We start from the raw sequence: 18573 nt of genomic DNA on the forward strand, positions 1-18573 counted from the left end.
TATGATTAAATATTTTGAAACTTATCTCTAGTTCAAGTTGTTAATTCTTTTTCTTTCTCTTTCTCAAGTTTAGACAAACGATAACTCTGCCTTTAAGCATATTTTTTCTGTCACAATTAAAATTAATAAGATTTTTATATATTTATCGCTTTCGATGTTGTTAATATAAAATCACATTCTAAATGTTTAAATCTTTTTATCAGAATAAAAATTGCCGCATATTTTGTTTATTATGTATTTTCTTAACATTTAGTTTCCTGCACGCACAGGAAACTACAGTGATTCCTAATATCGAAAAAGTATATCTTCATACAGACAACTCAAAGTATTTTATTGGAGATGATTTGTATTATAAAGCTTATAACGTTCGGGCTTATAACAACCTGCTTTTTGATAACAGCAATATTTTGTATGTAGAATTAATTTCGTCCGATTCTAAAATAATTGCCCGTAACAAAACAAATCTGGAAATGGGGTTGGGCAACGGCGATTTTCATTTATCAGATTCTCTCGGCGTAAAACCCGGAGTTTACCAGCTGCGTGCTTACACTAATTGGAATAGGAATTTTGGAGAAGATTTTGTGTTTAAAAAAAATATTGAAATCATTGATGTTTTTGAATCACAATCCAAAAATAGTAAAACGCAAAACAGTGTTGCAGATATTAAAGTTGTTGAAATTAGCAAGCAAAATAATTTTAAGATTGATTTCTTTCCGGAGGGTGGCTCTCTTTTACAAAGTGTAGCTTGTATTGTAGGTTTTAAGGCCGTTGATCCAAAAGGAAACCCAATAGATATTTCGGGAGAAATTTTTGATTCTGACAATGAATTGATCACTTCTTTTGCAAGTGCACATGATGGAATGGGAAAGTTTCAAATAGTACCCATTGAAGGAAAAAACTATTACGCAAAAACGAAGTTTGCGGATGGACGGGAACAGAGAACAGAGCTCCCAAAAGTGACAAAACAAGGCTATTTGTTAAGTTACAGACTGCTAAGAGGTAAAAATATTGTTTCTATAATTACAAACGACGAAACCTTGCAGCAAAATCCAAATGCGGTACTTACAGTGGTTTGCAAGGCCAAAGGAGTTTCTTATTTTGAAAGCCCGCAAACGATAACACAAACAGCATTTTCTTTTGAATTGGATAAAGATATAGTTCCTGAAGGTATAAGTCAGATCACCTTATATGACAGTAATTTAAAACCACAAAGCGAACGTTTAATTTATATTGAAAAAGAGCAGGACTTAGATGTACAATTAGTAACAGATAAAGCGAGTTATCAGCCAAATGAAAAGGCTACGGTAAATATTAGTTCAAAATCTAAAACGGGTATCGCAAAATCAGCTAGTTTTTCATTAAGCGTAACCGACATGAATGGCGTTGTAGAAGAGAAGGATTTTGGTACAACGATCAGTTCTTATTTTTGGATGGAATCAGATATTCGGGGCAAGGTTTATAATCCCGGATATTATTTTGATTCTGCCAATTTAAAACGACTTGACCATTTAGAAAATTTGCTCTTAACACAAGGCTGGAGGGATTTTGTATGGAAAACAACTCCAAAATCGAATGATAATATTAAGTATATAGCCGAAAAAGGTTTTACAATAACCGGCAGAGTGAAGCAGCTTTTAGGCGATAAAGCAAAAGTGAATAACAGGGTAGGGATGGTCTTAATGAATAAAAAGCACATGAATAATTTTAAGACGTTTACTGATTCTACAGGAAGTTTTAAATTTGAAAATATAATGTTTTCAGGTAAAACCAAAATGTCTTTATATTCCAGAAATGAAAAAGGAAAATATAGCGGTGAAATAATCGTAAATCCTATTGAACAGCCTTCAATGCTAATTTCTTTAAAAGAAGAACCGATTAACTGGACTGAAACAACAAATGTAATTGTTGAAAATGTCTTTAAAAAATATACAGCTTTTGGCGTAAAGCCGGAAAATATTCTGAAAGAAGTTACTATTGTAAGCCAAAATAAATTTTCCAGACCAGTTAGCTATGGATCTCCTGATTTTGTTTATGTGCCGGATAAAGATGATTTAGAGCTGACTAATATTTTGGATCTTATTGACAGGGCATTGCCAAATAATAGAATTCTTTTATCTCATCGTGAAGAAGAAGTAGGTGTACCACTTATCTTAATTGATGGTAGTCCAATTTTGGAAAGCGGAGAATTATATATGGTTTCACCTGATGATGTCATAAGGATCGAATTAATAAAAGGTGGTTTAGCAACGATGGTTTACGGGCATGAAGCGAGTAGTGGTATTATTTCCATTTTTACTAAAGCAAACAGAAGTAATCAATCCAAAAAAGAACGTTTTTATACTATTAAAAAAGAGGTAGACGGGTTTTATACGGCACGTGTTTTTTACTCTCCAGATCCAGAAAAGCCTAATTTAGAATTGGATGAAAAGGCAGCAGTAAGAAATACGCTTTATTGGAATCCGTTTGTGCATCCGGACAAAACGGGTAATGTTAATGTGAATTATTTCAATACTAAGGTTGAAACTAAAGTAAAAGTAGCTTTAGAAGGGATTACAGCATCGGGCATTCCTGTAGTTAAAAACATCTATTATACTATTAAAAAGTAAAGAAATTAATCCGTTGGTTGAAATTGATTAAAAAGATTGATTTGATTATAAAAAGTATAAAAATTGGGAGTGAAACATCATTTATAACTTAAGGAATTGATGTCATCCTGAGCGGAGTCGAAGGCTTTTGAACACGAAAGGGCTTCGACTAAGTTTATCCTGAGCGAAGACGAATGGACTCAGCCTGACACTCATTTTTAATTTCACCCAACGGGTTAAATTAATAATATGTATTGACGTGTAGTTAAATCATAAAAAAAGGAAATCGTAAGATTTCCTTTTTTTATGATTTACTATTTTGCAAATATTTATTCTTAATCCAAATCGGTTAGTTCTTTTTCTTTTCCAAATTTCAGGGAAACTAAAATTCCAACTAATAAAGAAAATGCAATAAATCCTAAAGAAGCCCATTCAGGAAGGTGAATATAATCGTGCAATAGCATTTTTAAACCTACGAATGCTAAAATAGCAACTAAACTGTATTCGAGATAACTGAATTTTGCCAGCATATTGGCTAAAAAGAAGTACATAGAACGCAATCCTAAAATGGCAAAAATATTAGAGCTGAATACTAAAAAGGGGTCAGATGTAATAGCCAGAATTGCCGGAACACTGTCAACGGCAAATAAAACATCCATTACTTCAATTACAATTAAAGCAACAAATAATGGGGTAGCTGCTTTTTTTGCAGTTTTTGTAGTGATAAAAAATTTCTCGCCATCAGTTTCTGAGGTAATCGGAATAATTTTCCCTAAAGCTTTGTATACAAAAGAATCTTTTGGCTGAAAATCTTCATCTTCTCCCGAAAACAACATTTTTATAGCGGTAAACAATAAAAAAGCACCAAATACATAAGTTGTCCAGGTAAATTTGTTGATTAGCATTACGCCAAAGAAAATCATCAATCCGCGAAAAACAATTGCGCCCAGAATTCCCCAGAATAAAACACGATGCTGGTATTTTTGAGGTATTTTGAAAGAAGCAAAAATAATGGCTATTACAAAAATATTATCGACACTCAAGGAAAGTTCTATCAAATATCCTGTAATAAACTTCATTGAAGCAACAGTAGGTTTTAGATTGTCCGGATTTGCAATATAATCTGTAGTGTAAAGCCAATAAATTACTCCTGAAAAAAGAAAAGATAATGTTACCCAAATCAATGTCCATTTGCTGGCTTCTTTTGTACTGATAATATGTGGTGTTTTGTTGAATACACCCAGATCTAATGCAAGAATAAAAACTACGGCCAGTAAAAAGAGAGTCCAGACTATCATGATGATTTTTTTAAATGATTTGCAAAGATAAGTTTTGAATTTTAACTTTAAAATTAAATGTATAAGAAACTTACTTTAAAAGTTAGGAAATTTTGTTGGAAGTAAAATGTAAAAAGCAAGCGGTCAAAAGGTTTCCGACTGCGCCCAAACTGACAAAGAAGTCTTTTGAATTACAAGTTGTCAGTTTGAGTAGAGTCGAAATGCTTTTATAAATAAAAAAAAAGTGCCATCAATTACGATGGCACTTTTAGAGTATAAATTAAGATTTGAATTATAGTGCTGAGTTAACAGTTTTGATAATTCTTGCAGCAATTTTGTATGGATCTCCGTTTGAAGCTGGTCTTCTGTCTTCCAACCATCCTTTCCATCCTTTTTGAACAGTCATCAAAGGAATTCTGATAGAACATCCTCTGTCTGAAACTCCATAAGAGAAATCGTGGATAGAAGCAGTTTCGTGCTTACCAGTTAAACGTTGGTCGTTGTAAGCTCCGTAAACAGCAATATGCTCAGCAGTTACAGGACGGAAAGCCTCACAGATTCTTTCGTAAGTTGCCTGGTCTCCACATGTTCTTAACACCTCGTTAGAGAAGTTAGCATGCATTCCTGAACCATTCCAGTCTGTATCTCCTAGTGGTTTTGGGTGGTATTCAATATAGTAACCATATTTTTCAGTCAAACGATCTAATAAGTAACGAGCTACCCAGATTTCGTCACCTGCTTTTTTAGCACCTTTAGCGAATAATTGGAATTCCCATTGTCCGCAAGCAACCTCCTGGTTAATACCTTCAAAGTTGATTCCGGCAGCGATACATAAATCAGCATGCTCTTCTACTAATTTTCTTCCGTGAGTGTTTTTTCCACCTACAGAACAGTAGTACATACCTTGTGGCGCTGGATAACCTCCAACAGGGAAACCTAATGGCAATAAAGTTTTAGTATCCATGATGAAGTATTCTTGTTCGAAACCAAACCAGAAATCATCATTATCATCATCAATAGTAGCTCTTCCGTTAGAAGGGTGTGGTGTTCCGTCAGCATACATAACTTCTGACATTACTAAATATCCATTAATACGAGTTGGATCCGGATAAATTGCAACAGGAACTAAAAGGCAATCAGAAGATCCTCCTTCAGCTTGTTTTGTTGACGAACCATCAAATGACCAGTTTCCAAGTTCTTCTAATGTTCCTTTGAAATTTTCGTGCTCTTCAACTTTAGTTTTACTTCTAAGATTTTGAGTTGGTTCATATCCATCTAACCAAATGTACTCTAACTTAATTTTAGCCATAATAATATAAATTAATTTTTTTTGTTTTTTCGCTGGGTCAAATATAGATTTATTTTTTTAGCCGTAAAAATTAGGGGGTGTATTTTGTTTAGCTAGTTATAATTTTTTACATAAGCGCAATTTTGTATGGGGTATATTTAAAAAATAGCAATTTTTTAATGTTTAAAAAATAAATTCGTAATAAACACATGGGTTTTTTAAAATTATTTCTATTTCAATTATGAAAAATTGTTTGTTTCCTTAGTAATATTCGTATGTTTTGTTATATTTTTTTAAAAGCATTTCATAATTCTTTGTAAATCGGGCTTTTTATTGAAATATTGCTTTTCAAAAATCTAAAAGTTATATTTAGAAAAGGCTATTTATTCTTTATATTTGTTTCTCTTTATTTTAATCAAAATTATTACGAATTTTTAAAATTATATACATGTCAACATTACGTTTTCAAGCCTTAAAGGAAGCTTCGTCAAGAAAGCCGATACATTTTGAAGAAATTGACAGAAAGTCTACTCTTTTTGGGGCAAATGTTTTTAATGAGAAAGCAATGAAGCAGTATTTGACTTCAGATGCTTTAAAAGGAGTGAGGGATGCTATTCAGCACGGAACAAAAATAGACCGAAAACTGGCAGATTATATTGCCATGGGAATGAAGGAATGGGCTTTGGCAAAAGGCGTTACGCATTACACACATTGGTTTCAGCCACTTACCGGAACTACTGCAGAAAAACACGATGCCTTTTTTGATATATCGTACGACGGAAGTGATCCTGTAGAGAAATTTGGCGGAGCACAATTGGTTCAGCAGGAACCGGATGCATCAAGTTTTCCGAACGGCGGAATCAGAAATACTTTCGAAGCCAGAGGATACACGGCATGGGATCCAACTTCACCGGCTTTTATCTACGGCACAACTTTATGTATTCCGACAGTTTTTATCGCTTATACAGGTGAAGCTTTAGACAACAAGATTCCGTTGCTTAGAGCTTTATCAGCTATGGATGAAGCGGCGACGGAGGTTTGTAAATATTTTGACAAAAACGTAAAAAAGGTAACGGCAACGTTAGGCTGGGAGCAGGAATACTTTTTAATTGATAAAGCTTTGGCTAATTCGCGTCCTGATTTAATGATGACCGGAAGAACTTTATTAGGGCATACTTCCGCAAAAGGACAACAGTTAGACGACCATTATTTTGGATCTATTCCAACACGTGCTCTTACTTATATGAGGGATTTAGAACAGGAATGTATGTTATTGGGAATTCCGGTAAAAACACGTCATAACGAAGTAGCACCAAATCAGTTTGAGCTGGCTCCAATTTTTGAAGAAACGAATCTTGCCGTTGATCACAATTCTTTATTAATGGATGTGATGCAAAAAGTAGCTGAGCGTCATGATTTTAAAGTGTTGTTTCATGAGAAGCCTTTTAAAGGTGTAAACGGTTCAGGAAAACACAATAACTGGTCACTGGCGACTGATACCGGGGTTAACTTATTGAGTCCAAGTAAAACACCAATGAGCAATTTACAATTTTTGACATTCTTTATTAATACTATAAAAGCAGTTAACGATTACGAAACTTTACTAAGGGCATCTATCGCAACAGCCAGTAATGATCACAGGTTAGGAGCAAATGAAGCGCCACCGGCTATTATTTCGGTTTTTATTGGAGAGCAGTTGACTAAGGTTTTATCCGAACTTGAAAGTGTAACTACGGGTAAATTATCTCCTGAAGAAAAAACAGACTTAAAACTGAATGTTGTTGGTAAAATTCCGGATGTTCTTTTGGATAATACTGATAGAAACAGAACGTCACCGTTTGCTTTTACAGGAAATAAATTCGAATTCAGGGCAGTTGGTTCAAATTCAAACTGTTCGAATGCAATGACTAACTTAAATGCTATTGTAGCGAAACAATTAAAAGATTTTAAAATTGAAGTAGATACTTTGATTGATACCAAAGGATTGAAAAAAGACGAAGCTATTTTTAATGTTTTGAGGGAATATATAAAGGAGTCTAAAAAGATTCTTTTTGAAGGAGACGGCTACAGTGATGCCTGGGAAAAGGAAGCGGCGAAAAGAGGTTTGAGTAACTTTAAAACGACTCCGGAAGCGATTAAGGCTAAAGTTTCTAAACAAGCACTAGATTTATTCGCTGAATTAGGAATTTTAAATCATGTTGAAGCAGAAGCGCGTTATGAAATTGAACTGGAAGAATACACTAAAAAGATTCAGATTGAAGGCAGGGTTTTAGGTGATATTTCCAGAAACCATGTTATTCCAACGGCAATTCGATACCAAAATACCTTAATTGAAAATGTAAAAGGCTTAAAAGAAATTTTTGGAAAAGAATTTGAAACCATTGCAAAGGAACAAATTGTTTTGATTAAAGAAATTTCCGGACATATAGAAGGTATTAATTCTAAAGTGGAAGCAATGACCAACGAAAGAAGATCAGCTAATCAATTAACTGATGCCCAAAAAATGGCAGAAGCGTATTGTAACAAAGTAATTCCTTATTTTGAAGATATTCGTAATCACTGTGATAAACTTGAATTATTGGTTGATGATGAAACCTGGACTTTGACCAAATATAGAGAGCTACTGCTTACGAAATAAGACAATTTATTTAAATGCCTTTTCATTTTTGAAGAGGCATTTTTTTTTACTCTCAAAGTTTATAGGGTAACAATTGTAAGAGCCTGTTTGTGATTTATTTTTGAGATTTATTATTAAAGGATTTTTGAGCGAAATGAGGCAAATTTTTATAGAATAGCAGCGCTATTGTATAAAAATTTAACGAAGTTGTAGCCGAAAATCATCATTTATAGTGATTCCTTTCGTTTTGGTAAAAATTAAATTTGTTAAAGATATGAATTACCCAATGAAAAATATTTTACTCATTTTAGTTCTGTTTTTTAGTATTTCTAATTACGGTCAATACAACTCCGTTGATACCACTTCTAAAAAAGAAACAAGGGCATATTATTTAAAAAATATTTTGCCGGTAAAAGACGATTCCTTTTTTGATCAGACGTTAATTCGTTCAAATCCAATAAAAAAATGCGTAAACATTAAAAATGCTGTTTTAGATAAAATGACTATTTATGATACTCTTGGACGATTACAAAAATCATTGGTATTTTTAAATAATACCGAATATCATACCATTGATTTATCTGAACTGTCTAAAGGAGTTTATTTTGTCGTTTTAGAAAATAAAAAGAAAACAGCCAAACGAAAAATCATCATCAATTAGAACTGGTAAAAAAATAGTCTCATCCTTTTCGAATTGAATCATTCCATGAAAAAATACAAGCTGTATAAAAAGGTAAAACCGGTTTATTGTAATTTAGAACAATTGCTGGCTAATATTGTTTTGCCGTTGGTAATAGCATCTTATATTTCTTATCCAATATTGTATTTTTTTAGTACTAAAAGTGCAATAATTTTTAATTTTTTTCTGGCTTTCATTGCAATTTTATTTCACAAAAGCTTAAAAAAATATCTTTTTGTTTTAAATAATAATGATTTAGGATTTAGAACTATTTTTTATTCTTTTGCTTCTTTTCTAATCGTATTTATTGTTTTATCAATTACTGATTTTGGATTTTATTTATTGGTAGTGTACCAAAAAGAGAATCAATTCAATGTTTCTCATTTTTATTTATGGATTATAATTTTATTTGGATTGCCGCTACTGTATTATATTTTAAAATTGGGGCAATATTATTTTGTAAAAAAGTATCAGGATTATGATTTTATAAACATAGTTTTGGCAGTCAATCATGATTTGGATCTTTTTTTTTTCGATAAACAATATTCAGTTTGTAAATACTGGAAACAGAAAATCTTCTGACATAAAAATCACGAATAACATTCGTTCGTATTCTCAAAAAGATTTTATGACAATGAAAACAAAATCAAGGCATTATTATGTAAATAAAGAAGGTTTTAGAGAGGTAGTTCAAATTCCTTTTAATGCAAATACTGTTTTGCTATCTTGGTTTTCATATTTTGAGAATAAACATTATGCAATAGAAATTCCTTTTCCATTTGAGAAATTTATAGAGGTACAGAAAAAATATTCGACAAATAAAATTAAAGTATTTAGAGGAAGGAAAACAAAACCGTTGTATCTGCATCTTTATTTAAACGGAGGCGTTAAATTTTTTTATCAAGATATGATATTAATAGATTACTCTGAAAACAAAGAAAGTGCTGTTGTAATTAGATTGTCTTTATAGGTGAATTTCAGGGTAATTATAAAATTGAAACTTTAAAATCATTATTTATAATGATTGCGTCTAAAAAACTCAAGATTAGATTTGTATTATAAAATTTGCTAGTAACTAATAAAAGAAAAACGTACAATTATTCATTTGACTAATACAGAAAATAATGATGAAGTTATAATGGAGTTGAGAAACCATACTTTATATTTGAAAAACCAGCTTGTTTAGGTGTCTTTTAACTCACATACAGATTTGTAAATGAAACGTTAAGTGTACTTGAGGCTAATGTAATTTTGCTATTTGAATTACTTTTTACATTTAGATAAAAAAATGTATTTAAAAGGTAGGGTATTGTTTTTTAAAACTGTTAAAGTATTAGCGAATTTTTATTTATATGTTAATTTAAGTGTTATATAATTGCATTTATAAGTTAAAAAGAATAAAACTAACAGGGCTTTTGTAAAATCACCATTTGGTATAATTATGATTGCTAAAGAAAAACCAAAACAATATGAAAAAAATTAAACACATTTTATTTACACTAGCCATTATTTTTAGTAGCTGCTCTAGTGATGAAGGACAAACCAGCGAAAATGAAGTTATTGCAAAAGATGTTTATATCAGCGGATATGGAAGTAATAACGACAATTATGTTCCCAAATACTGGAAAAATGGCGTAGCAAAAGCTCTCACTGATGGTACAGCAACAGCTATAACAGTAGCAGGAAATGATGTGTATGTGGCAGGATATCAAAATGGGAACAAAGGTAATTTCGTTGCAAAATACTGGAAAAACGGCATAGATGTAGTACTAACAAATGGTGAAAATACTGCTCAGGCTAATGCTATAACTGTAGAAGGCAATGATGTGTATGTAGCAGGATATGAAAAAAATGGCGGAGTTAATGTGGCCAAATACTGGAAAAATGGTAAAGCTGTATCTCTTACTGATGGAACAAAAATTGCTGATACCAAGGCTATTGATGTAGTAGGGAATGATGTGTATGTTGCAGGATATGAGGGTAATGAGATTTATACAAGAATCGCCAAATACTGGAAAAATGGAAAGTCTGTACTACTTACTGATGCCACAAAAGACGCTGAGGCTAACTCCATTGCTGTAGTTGGGAATGATATTTATGTTGCAGGATACGAACATACTTTTGCTAAATACTGGAAAAATGGAGTAGCCATAAATCTTACCGACGGAAAAAGGATTGCTAAAGCCAATACAGTAACTGTAGTTGGATCTAATATATATGTAGCAGGATATGAAGAAAATGACCAGGGTATAACTGTTGCTAAATATTGGAAAAACGGAGTAGCTATACCACTTACTGATGGTACAAGGCATGCAATGGCAAGTGCAATGGCAGTGATGGGTAATGATGTATATGTTGCAGGATATGAAAGAAATAATCAAGATGTTACTATTTCCAAATACTGGAAAAATGGTGTTTCTACAGTTATTGAAAATGAAAAAAAATATTCTGAAGCAACAGGGATATTTATCACGACAGAATAATGCAGTATATATAAATTGAATTTAGGTCTTTTCGAGCCGATGATATTATCATCAAATATTTTCGACACAGACAAAATCTCAAGTTTAAATGATTAATCCTGATTATGGTAATAATTTTCAGGATTTTAATCAACCAATCCATTTTCTACAGCATATTTTACCAGTCCGGCTGTATTTTTAGCATTTAGTTTTGATAATAAATTACGACGATGTGTGTTAACTGTATTAAAACTGATAAATGTTTTTTCAGCTATTTCAGCTGTGTTGTATTCCTGAGCGATTAATACCAGGATTTCTTTTTCACGGGAGCTTAATTCGGTTATGTTAGAGATTTGCTTTTCTATTTTCTGGCTGTTATTCAGATGTTGTTCTTCAACTTCTTTAGAAAAATAGTTTTTACCACCGGCGACGCTATAAATTGCTTCTAATAATTCTGCTTTTTCAGCGTTTTTCAGTAAATAACCATTAACACCTATTCTGATTAATCTCGAAATTATTTTAGCATTACTATGCGTACTAACAATTATAATTTTTATAAAAGGATATTCTTTTTTTAATAACTTGCTTAGTTCAATTCCATCCATTTCAGGCATACTGATATCCAGAAGTACTATATCTGCTTTTTGAATTTTCAAGATATTCAAAACTTCAATACCGTTTACAGCCTTTCCAATTATTTTTATTCCGGATTCATGTTCAATCAATGAAACAATTCCTTGTAGAAACATCGTATGGTCATCGGCTATAATTAGTTTTAATTTTTCCATTAATCAATAATTTTGGGTTAGAATTTGGTCAGATTATCAAGTTGTTTTTTACGTTAATTTCGTTTGTTATTTTATTTTCAGTATTAGAAAATGGTAAAACAGGAATTTCAATATTGGCAATTGTGCCTCTTTTAAGTTTAGAATCCATTATAAAAGAGCCATTTAATTTAGCTATTCGGTTTTCTAAGTTGATAAAACCAATTCCGGGTTTGTAATTTTCGGGATTAAATCCAATGCCATTATCTTCAAATAAAATATTCAGAACATCATCGATAAGGTTAAGCTGTAAGTCAATTTTTGAAGCTTTGGCATGTTTAATTGTATTGGTCAAAAGTTCCTGTATTATTTTAAAAATCTCAATCTGGATTTCTTCATGTAAAGCATCAATTTCTTTTTTCGGATATACACTAAAGTCAGTTTTAATAGTACTGGCTTCTCCGATATTATTGAAGTAGGATCCTAAAACTTCACAAAATTTATGGTGTGTAAATTTCTTCGGAATCAATGTATGGGATAAGTTTCTAACCTGATCATAAGTTTCATCCAGGAGGGTAGTAAGGTTTTTAATTTTTGGAGAATTTGAAATTATTAAATGATTCAATTGAAGTTTTATGGCGGCCAAATTTCCGCCAATACTGTCGTGTAATTCCTGAGAAATTCGCTGTCTTTCTTTATCCTGACCGCTAATAGATGCTTTTATTAATTTTAACTCCTGGTCTTTTAAAAGATTATTTATGTTTTGGGTGCTTATTTCGGCCTGTTGGATATTTAGTAAACGCTGTGTTTTAAGTCGTTTGTAATATTGAAGCAATAATCCGATAATTGGAATCAAAACAATCAGAAAACCAAAAATGGTCAATAATTTGGTTTCTTTTTCCTGCTTTATTTGTAGAGATTTCAGTTGTTGATCCTTTTTTAGCAAAGATATTTCGCTTAATTTTTTTTGGGAGGAGTTTTGAAAAAACAGTATAGTGTTTTCGGTTATCTTTTGAGAAATCTCTTCCTGAAGATGCATATTCTCAATAGCTTCTTCCTGTTTTTCAAGCTTTAATTTTTTTGTAGTATTGTCAAATTGTAAAAACCTGATTTCTTTTTCTCTCTGAGCTGTTTTGTATTTGATTTCCAGTTCGTTGATTTCTCTTGTTTTCTGGATTTTATTTACAGAATCTTTCACTCTGGTAGATTTGGTCAGGTAATTAAAAGCGTTTTTATAATCTTCTTGTAAAACTGCAATTTTCTTGAGTTCATCATAAAAGTAAACCTGATTGTCTAAATAACCATAATCTATCGCTTTTTGAAGCGCATCAGAAAAAATTTGTTTTGCTTCGTTATATTTTTTTAAATCGTTATAAGCATCACCAATATTGCCTTGAGCTACTAAAGCTATTTGGTTTAATTCATTTTTATCAGCAATAAAAACAACTTCATTATACATATTTATAGCGTCGGTTATTTTTTGCTGCAATTGGTAATTCATACCAATGCTCAGTGCAATTACAGCTCTTGCCTGCTGATTATTTGTTTTTTCGCTTAGTTGTTTTCCCTGATTATAATAATAATTACTTTTTTCATAATCTTTTGAATCTGAATAAATATCACCCAGATTAATATAACTTCCTAAGCGTATCTCATCATCTTTTTTATATTCTAAGCATTCTTTATATGATTTTAATGCATTAGTGTTATCTCCTAAAGCCTTATACACACTTGCTAATCCATGCAAGTGTGTATAATATAAATTGATTTCTTTGTGTTTTTGAGAAATTTCAAGACCTTTTAAGTGCCATTTTTTGCTTGCCTCAAACAGTCCTTTCTTTTTGTAATTTAAACCCATCAGGTTATATCCTAAACAAAAAAGCCTGTTCTTTAGAGAGTCATTAGCTATTTTTGAATTGTATTTTAAGGCTTGATTTGTATAATAGATTGATGAATCTAATAAGGCTCTTTTATTGTAGTAATAGGCTTGTAATAGAGTCAGACTGGCTATATTGGAAGGATATTTTGCTTTTTTTAAATAATTTTTCGTATTCTTTAGCGCTTTTTTTTCTTCACCACTATTATATAAGTTATAGAAAGAGGTAACTGTTTTTTTTTCTTCAGCTTCTGCAGATTTTTTAACAACAGATAATGTTTTTTTATTATTTCCGTCAATTTGTGCAAACAAAGAGATTGATAGCATTAAAAATATAGAAAGAAATTTAAAATTAGTTACCATGTGGTTAAATTACATAAAAGAGGATTATGGTGTTGTAAATCTGTGAATTATGAATTGTTTCGTGTCTTTTTTAGAGAAGTTAAATTTAACATAAATTGATTTAATTTGTTCTTTTTATCTAAAAAAAAGCAACAAATTAGTTAAATAATTTAGACGTTTTATTTGATCAAAAAAAGTTAAAATTATACTAATTTCGCATTAAATTGTATAAGAGAAAGAAAACAGAAATTATCTAATTTTACAACAATCAAAAACATAAAATCATGAAAAAAAATATATTTATATCCACTTTTGCTGTACTTATAATTTATTCTTGTGCTACAAACCCTATTACGGGGAAAAAAAATCTGAATTTTGTTTCTAACAGCGAATTATTTCCATCGTCTTTTCAGCAATATAACACTTTTCTAAAAGAAAATAAAGTAATATCAGGGACTGCTGATGCTAAAAAAGTTGAAGTTGTAGGGGCCAGAATTAAAGCTGCAGCCGAAAAGTATTTAACCTATTTAGGGCAAACACAATATCTTAATGATTACCGTTGGGAGTATAAATTGGTAGATAATAAAGAAGTAAATGCCTGGTGTTTACCTGGAGGAAAAATCGTTGTTTATTCAGGTATTTTGCCTATTACACAAAATGAATCAGGGTTGGCTACCGTTATGGGACATGAAGTTTCGCATGCTTTGGCAAATCACGGCGCTCAGAGAATGAGTGCGGCACAATTACAGCAAATTGGAGCAGTTGGAGTGGCTGTAGCTACAGGAAATCAAAGTGCAGAAAATCAGGCGATGTGGCAGAAATATTATGGGCTAGGCTCTGAAGTAGGAGTGATGCTCCCTTTTAGCAGAAGCAACGAAAGTGAAGCTGATAAAATAGGACTAACTCTTATGGCAATAGCCGGTTATAACCCCGATGACTCTATTGCATTTTGGACCAGAATGTCTGCAAAATCAGGAGGTTCCGGAACTCCGGAGTTTTTAAGTACACACCCGTCTGATGCGACGAGAATCGCTAATTTAAAATCGTTAATTCCTCAGGCAAAAGAAACGGCTGCAAAAGTTGGAATAATTAGGATTTAAACAGGCTCTAAAAGATGAATTCTTCATTCGTTAAATTAAAAACTGGAAATTTGAAACTTTCAATTAATGTTTTATTTTGGATGTAGTTTTCGAAAGTTAGGTTTTTGTCAAATGAAAAGACAAACTTATTAGGTTTGTCACTTGGTAATTTGTGTAAATATTTCAGTAATTCAGATTGATCTACTGAAATTCCATTCACAAGAATTAGATTGTTTTTTGTGAAATGTATTTTTACGCCAAATTTTGGTTTTTCTAACTTATAAAACACTTTAGTGAAAGGTAAAAAGGCTAAGTTCTTCTTAACAGAATCTGCATAAGAATAATAATTTTCAGCTTTTTCGTTTTTGTGTGCACTGTCTCCACGTTTCTTTTCCTGCAGTTTTATAACTTCTGGAATGACTAATTTTAAAGACAAACGTTTATCAATGTTGAAAATCCAATTGGTAGAAATAATACTGTTTTTTCGGTTTACTTCTGCTAAAGTATCTTTTCCTTCAATTTTAAAGAAAATATAAATTGGTGAATGGTCCTGTACCTCTTTTACGATTGAAACATTAGATTTTGGTAATAAAACGTCTTTTTTTTCCTGACATGAAAAAAGAAGAAAAGTAAAAAATATAATAACGTATTTCATAAAGATTAATTCATTTTATTAAACAAAGTCACACACTCCACAGCTTCTTTTACATCGTGAACACGAAGGATTTTTGCGCTTTTTGTTAAAGCAATTGTATTCAGAAAAGTTGTTCCGTTTAAAGCTTTCTGCGGTGTAATATCAAGCGTTTTATAAATCATTGATTTTCTCGAAACTCCGGCTAAAACAGGTAATTCCAGCAAATTAAAAAGTTCCATTTTTTGAAGAACTTCATAATTCTGATCCGTTGTTTTGGCAAAACCAAACCCTGGATCCAAAATCAAATCATTAATGCCTAAACTTCTGGCTTTTTTTACTTTTTCAGAAAAATACAAAAGTATTTCTTTTGCAATATCATCATATTGCGTCAGGCTTTGCATTGTCTGTGGATTTCCACGCATGTGCATCATAATATACGGAACGTTGTAATGCGCAATAACATCAAACATTTTTTCATCTAATTCTCCCGCTGCAATATCATTTATAATTGCAGCGCCGCTTTCGATACTTGCTTTGGCGACTTCAGCTCTAAAAGTATCAATTGATAATAAGGTATCAGGAAAATGCTTTAAAATCAATTCAATTGCAGGTATTATTCGTTCAATTTCTTCTTTTTCAGATACAAATTCAGCGCTTGGCTTACTGGAATAAGCACCAATATCAATAAATGTGGCACCATCAGCCAGCATTTTAGAAACTTGCAAAATGATTTCATCTTCATTTTTATATTTTCCTCCATCAAAAAAAGAATTGGGCGTAATATTTAAAATCCCCATCACTTTAGGAATCGATAAATCTATAAGTTGGCCTTTGCAATTGATTGTCATTGTTTGTTTTGTTACAGGTTTCAAGTTTTAGGTTTCAGGTTTCAAGTTTCAGGTTTCAGGTTGATGATATTGCGCAAGTTCTAGAACTTGAAATCTGAAACCAGAAACTTTTTATTTTTCCAAATTATCAGTATTAACATTTTGTTTAGAAAAAACCTGAACAAAGAAAACCCGAAACTTGAAACTCTTTAATATTATCCTTATTTTTGAAGAAATTTTAGCAAATATACAGCAATAAATGAAGAATACTTCCCTTGAATTTGATAATGTAATTACGGTTAGCCGAACTTTATTTATCAATAAAATGAAAGACTACGGCAGTGCATGGCGTATTTTAAGGCTCCCATCACTGACGGATCAGATATTCATAAAAGCACAAAGAATCAGAAGTTTACAGGAAAATGAAATCCGGAAAATTGATGAAGATGAAAAAGGAGAATTTATCGGAATTATCAATTATTCGATTATGGCATTAATTCAGCTAGAATTAGGCGTTGTTGACCAGCCTGATTTAGATGTAGAAAAAGCAACTGAACTATATGATGCTAAAGTTAAATTAACCAAAGATTTAATGGAAGCTAAAAATCATGATTATGGTGAGGCTTGGCGCGATATGCGTGTAAGCTCACTGACTGATTTGATCCTTCAAAAATTGCTTCGCGTAAAACAGATTGAAGACAATAAAGGAGCAACTTTAGTTTCTGAAGGTATTGATGCCAATTATCAGGATATGATTAATTATGCCGTTTTTGCTTTAATTTTAAATCCAATAAAATAATCAAATTCCAGTTTTAAAAAATTCCAAATTTCAATGCTAAACTTTGAATTTGGGATCTGAATATTTAAATATTTTTTATGAAAAACATCATTACCCAATTCTCTCGTCTTTTTGTTGGCGTACTATTTATTATTTCCGGCTTAATAAAACTAAATGACCCTGTTGGTTTCTCTTATAAATTAGCCGAATATTTTAGCGAACCGGTTTTTAATATGCCTTTTTTAGAGCCGTTTGCTTTGGGATTGGCAATCTTTTTAGTGATTTTAGAAGTAGTTTTGGGCGTTATGTTATTGGTTGGATACAAAACAAAAACAACCATTTTAAGCCTTTTACTTTTAATAGTTTTCTTTACTTTTCTAACGTTTTATTCAGCTTACTTTGATGTAGTTAAAGATTGTGGCTGTTTTGGAGATGCATTACATTTAACTCCTTGGCAATCCTTTACCAAAGATGTTGTGTTGCTTTTCTTTATTCTGATTTTGTTTTTTAATCAAAAATTAATAAAGCCTTTATTTTTAGCACAAAAAACTAATTTTGCAGTTTATGTAAGTGTTGTTTTGTGTGCTTTTATGGCAGTTTGGGTATTAAATCATAATCCAATAAAAGATTTCCGCCCTTATAAAGTAGGGACTAATATTGAAAAAGCAATGGAAATTCCTGAAGGCGCACCAAAATCAGTTGTAGAAATGGTTTTTATTTACAAAGTGAACGGAGTTGATAAAGAATTTACAGAAAAAGACTTAATGAATATTCCTGAAGGAGCAACATTTGTTGACAGAAAAGACAAAGTAATTACAGAAGGTTACGTACCGCCAATTCATGATTTTACCATGACAAAAGATGATTCTGATTATAAAGAAGAATTATTGAAAGAACCAAAATTACTGGTATTTGTAACTTATGATTTGACTCTTTCTAATCCGGACGGAATGAAAAAGTTGGAAAAATTAAATCAGGAAGCTAAATCAAAAGGGTATAAAGTAATTGCGATGACAGCTTCAGGCGCAGAAATAATTGCAAATACAAAAAAACAGTATGGTTTAAATGTTGATTTTTATTTTTGTGACGCTACAGCTTTAAAAACAGTTGAAAGAGCCAATCCAAGTATAGTTGTTATTCAAAATGGGACTATCATTCAAAAAGTTCATTACAATGATATTCTGGATTTAAGTCTTTGATTAATAGATTTGTAAAGTGTGTTTGGATTTCAAATGTTTCTTGATTTCTTTGCAATTGTATTTTGTTTTTTTGTAATTTCGTACCTGTAATACAAAAAAATATGAATTAAAGATTATATTTTAAAATTTAAATGTTTCAGAATTATAATTTTATGTTCGTATTTAC

Annotated in this window: 15 protein-coding genes; 9 read left to right on the forward strand and 6 right to left on the reverse strand. The window is 31.4% G+C overall.

Features of this window, described 5'->3' with window-relative positions:
• Nucleotides 1-182 precede the first annotated feature (182 nt).
• Nucleotides 183-2606: a hypothetical protein gene (locus tag FLV_RS13045; RefSeq protein ID WP_243234462.1), complete on the forward strand. Its 2424-nt coding sequence runs from the start codon at nucleotides 183-185 to the stop codon at nucleotides 2604-2606.
• 314 nt (nucleotides 2607-2920) lie between these two features.
• On the opposite strand, the gene FLV_RS13050 is transcribed toward FLV_RS13045, so the two are convergent.
• Entirely contained in the window at nucleotides 2921-3883 is a 963-nt protein-coding gene (locus FLV_RS13050) for a TerC/Alx family metal homeostasis membrane protein (protein ID WP_243234463.1), read from the reverse strand.
• Between the two features lie 271 nt (nucleotides 3884-4154).
• Nucleotides 4155-5171, reverse strand: a complete 1017-nt coding sequence (locus FLV_RS13055; protein ID WP_243234464.1) for a glutamine synthetase beta-grasp domain-containing protein — start codon at nucleotides 5169-5171, stop codon at nucleotides 4155-4157.
• Between the two features lie 427 nt (nucleotides 5172-5598).
• Here FLV_RS13055 and FLV_RS13060 point away from each other — a divergent pair, with 427 nt between their 5' ends.
• The 5 genes from FLV_RS13060 (at nucleotide 5599) to FLV_RS13080 (ending at nucleotide 10929) form a co-directional block, all read left to right on the forward strand.
• On the forward strand, nucleotides 5599-7788 hold the full coding sequence (locus FLV_RS13060; protein WP_243234465.1) for a glutamine synthetase III: 2190 nt from the start codon (nucleotides 5599-5601) through the stop codon (nucleotides 7786-7788).
• A gap of 265 nt (nucleotides 7789-8053) precedes the next feature.
• Complete coding sequence (locus FLV_RS13065; RefSeq protein WP_243234466.1) at nucleotides 8054-8428, forward strand: T9SS type A sorting domain-containing protein; 375 nt, start codon at nucleotides 8054-8056, stop codon at nucleotides 8426-8428.
• A 45-nt stretch (nucleotides 8429-8473) separates the two neighbouring features.
• On the forward strand, nucleotides 8474-9028 hold the full coding sequence (locus FLV_RS13070; protein ID WP_243234467.1) for a hypothetical protein: 555 nt from the start codon (nucleotides 8474-8476) through the stop codon (nucleotides 9026-9028).
• Between the two features lie 52 nt (nucleotides 9029-9080).
• Entirely contained in the window at nucleotides 9081-9416 is a 336-nt protein-coding gene (locus tag FLV_RS13075; protein ID WP_243234468.1) for a DUF2931 family protein, read from the forward strand.
• Nucleotides 9417-9915: 499 nt separating this feature from the next.
• Entirely contained in the window at nucleotides 9916-10929 is a 1014-nt protein-coding gene (locus FLV_RS13080) for a hypothetical protein (protein WP_243234469.1), read from the forward strand.
• A 125-nt stretch (nucleotides 10930-11054) separates the two neighbouring features.
• Here the strand turns inward: FLV_RS13080 and FLV_RS13085 are convergent, their stop codons facing one another.
• Nucleotides 11055-11696 (reverse strand): response regulator, encoded by a 642-nt coding sequence (locus FLV_RS13085; protein ID WP_243234470.1) that lies wholly within the window; start codon nucleotides 11694-11696, stop codon nucleotides 11055-11057.
• Nucleotides 11697-11724: 28 nt separating this feature from the next.
• On the reverse strand, nucleotides 11725-13875 hold the full coding sequence (locus tag FLV_RS13090) for a histidine kinase (RefSeq protein WP_243234471.1): 2151 nt from the start codon (nucleotides 13873-13875) through the stop codon (nucleotides 11725-11727).
• Between the two features lie 299 nt (nucleotides 13876-14174).
• On the opposite strand from FLV_RS13090, the gene FLV_RS13095 reads away from it, so the two are divergent.
• The gene (locus tag FLV_RS13095) at nucleotides 14175-14990 is read left to right on the forward strand and encodes a M48 family metallopeptidase (RefSeq protein ID WP_243234472.1); all 816 of its coding nucleotides are present in this window, start codon (nucleotides 14175-14177) and stop codon (nucleotides 14988-14990) included.
• Between the two features lie 7 nt (nucleotides 14991-14997).
• Here the strand turns inward: FLV_RS13095 and FLV_RS13100 are convergent, their stop codons facing one another.
• A complete protein-coding gene (locus FLV_RS13100) occupies nucleotides 14998-15624 on the reverse strand; it encodes a hypothetical protein (protein WP_243234473.1) in 627 nt (208 codons plus the stop codon).
• Between the two features lie 5 nt (nucleotides 15625-15629).
• A complete protein-coding gene (folP, locus tag FLV_RS13105) occupies nucleotides 15630-16451 on the reverse strand; it encodes a dihydropteroate synthase (RefSeq protein WP_243234474.1) in 822 nt (273 codons plus the stop codon).
• A gap of 238 nt (nucleotides 16452-16689) precedes the next feature.
• Here folP and FLV_RS13110 point away from each other — a divergent pair, with 238 nt between their 5' ends.
• Together FLV_RS13110 and FLV_RS13115 are read left to right on the forward strand one after the other, a co-directional pair.
• Nucleotides 16690-17229, forward strand: a complete 540-nt coding sequence (locus FLV_RS13110) for a DUF1599 domain-containing protein (RefSeq protein ID WP_243234475.1) — start codon at nucleotides 16690-16692, stop codon at nucleotides 17227-17229.
• 77 nt (nucleotides 17230-17306) lie between these two features.
• The gene (locus tag FLV_RS13115) at nucleotides 17307-18407 is read left to right on the forward strand and encodes a BT_3928 family protein (RefSeq protein ID WP_243234476.1); all 1101 of its coding nucleotides are present in this window, start codon (nucleotides 17307-17309) and stop codon (nucleotides 18405-18407) included.
• Nucleotides 18408-18573: the final 166 nt, after the last annotated feature.

The organism is Flavobacterium pectinovorum (assembly GCF_022802975.1).
Lineage (GTDB): Bacteria > Bacteroidota > Bacteroidia > Flavobacteriales > Flavobacteriaceae > Flavobacterium > Flavobacterium pectinovorum_B.

Excerpts from the sequence above, each read along its gene's own strand:
- FLV_RS13045 (WP_243234462.1), top strand. The coding sequence starts at position 183 with ATGTTTAAATCTTTTTATCAGAATAAAAATTGCCGCATATTTTGTTTA.
- FLV_RS13050 (WP_243234463.1), bottom strand. The coding sequence starts at position 3,883 with ATGATAGTCTGGACTCTCTTTTTACTGGCCGTAGTTTTTATTCTTGCA.
- FLV_RS13055 (WP_243234464.1), bottom strand. The coding sequence starts at position 5,171 with ATGGCTAAAATTAAGTTAGAGTACATTTGGTTAGATGGATATGAACCA.
- FLV_RS13060 (WP_243234465.1), top strand. The coding sequence starts at position 5,599 with ATGTCAACATTACGTTTTCAAGCCTTAAAGGAAGCTTCGTCAAGAAAG.
- FLV_RS13065 (WP_243234466.1), top strand. The coding sequence starts at position 8,054 with ATGAAAAATATTTTACTCATTTTAGTTCTGTTTTTTAGTATTTCTAAT.
- FLV_RS13070 (WP_243234467.1), top strand. The coding sequence starts at position 8,474 with ATGAAAAAATACAAGCTGTATAAAAAGGTAAAACCGGTTTATTGTAAT.
- FLV_RS13075 (WP_243234468.1), top strand. The coding sequence starts at position 9,081 with ATGAAAACAAAATCAAGGCATTATTATGTAAATAAAGAAGGTTTTAGA.
- FLV_RS13080 (WP_243234469.1), top strand. The coding sequence starts at position 9,916 with ATGAAAAAAATTAAACACATTTTATTTACACTAGCCATTATTTTTAGT.
- FLV_RS13085 (WP_243234470.1), bottom strand. The coding sequence starts at position 11,696 with ATGGAAAAATTAAAACTAATTATAGCCGATGACCATACGATGTTTCTA.
- FLV_RS13090 (WP_243234471.1), bottom strand. The coding sequence starts at position 13,875 with ATGCTATCAATCTCTTTGTTTGCACAAATTGACGGAAATAATAAAAAA.
- FLV_RS13095 (WP_243234472.1), top strand. The coding sequence starts at position 14,175 with ATGAAAAAAAATATATTTATATCCACTTTTGCTGTACTTATAATTTAT.
- FLV_RS13100 (WP_243234473.1), bottom strand. The coding sequence starts at position 15,624 with ATGAAATACGTTATTATATTTTTTACTTTTCTTCTTTTTTCATGTCAG.
- folP (WP_243234474.1), bottom strand. The coding sequence starts at position 16,451 with ATGACAATCAATTGCAAAGGCCAACTTATAGATTTATCGATTCCTAAA.
- FLV_RS13110 (WP_243234475.1), top strand. The coding sequence starts at position 16,690 with ATGAAGAATACTTCCCTTGAATTTGATAATGTAATTACGGTTAGCCGA.
- FLV_RS13115 (WP_243234476.1), top strand. The coding sequence starts at position 17,307 with ATGAAAAACATCATTACCCAATTCTCTCGTCTTTTTGTTGGCGTACTA.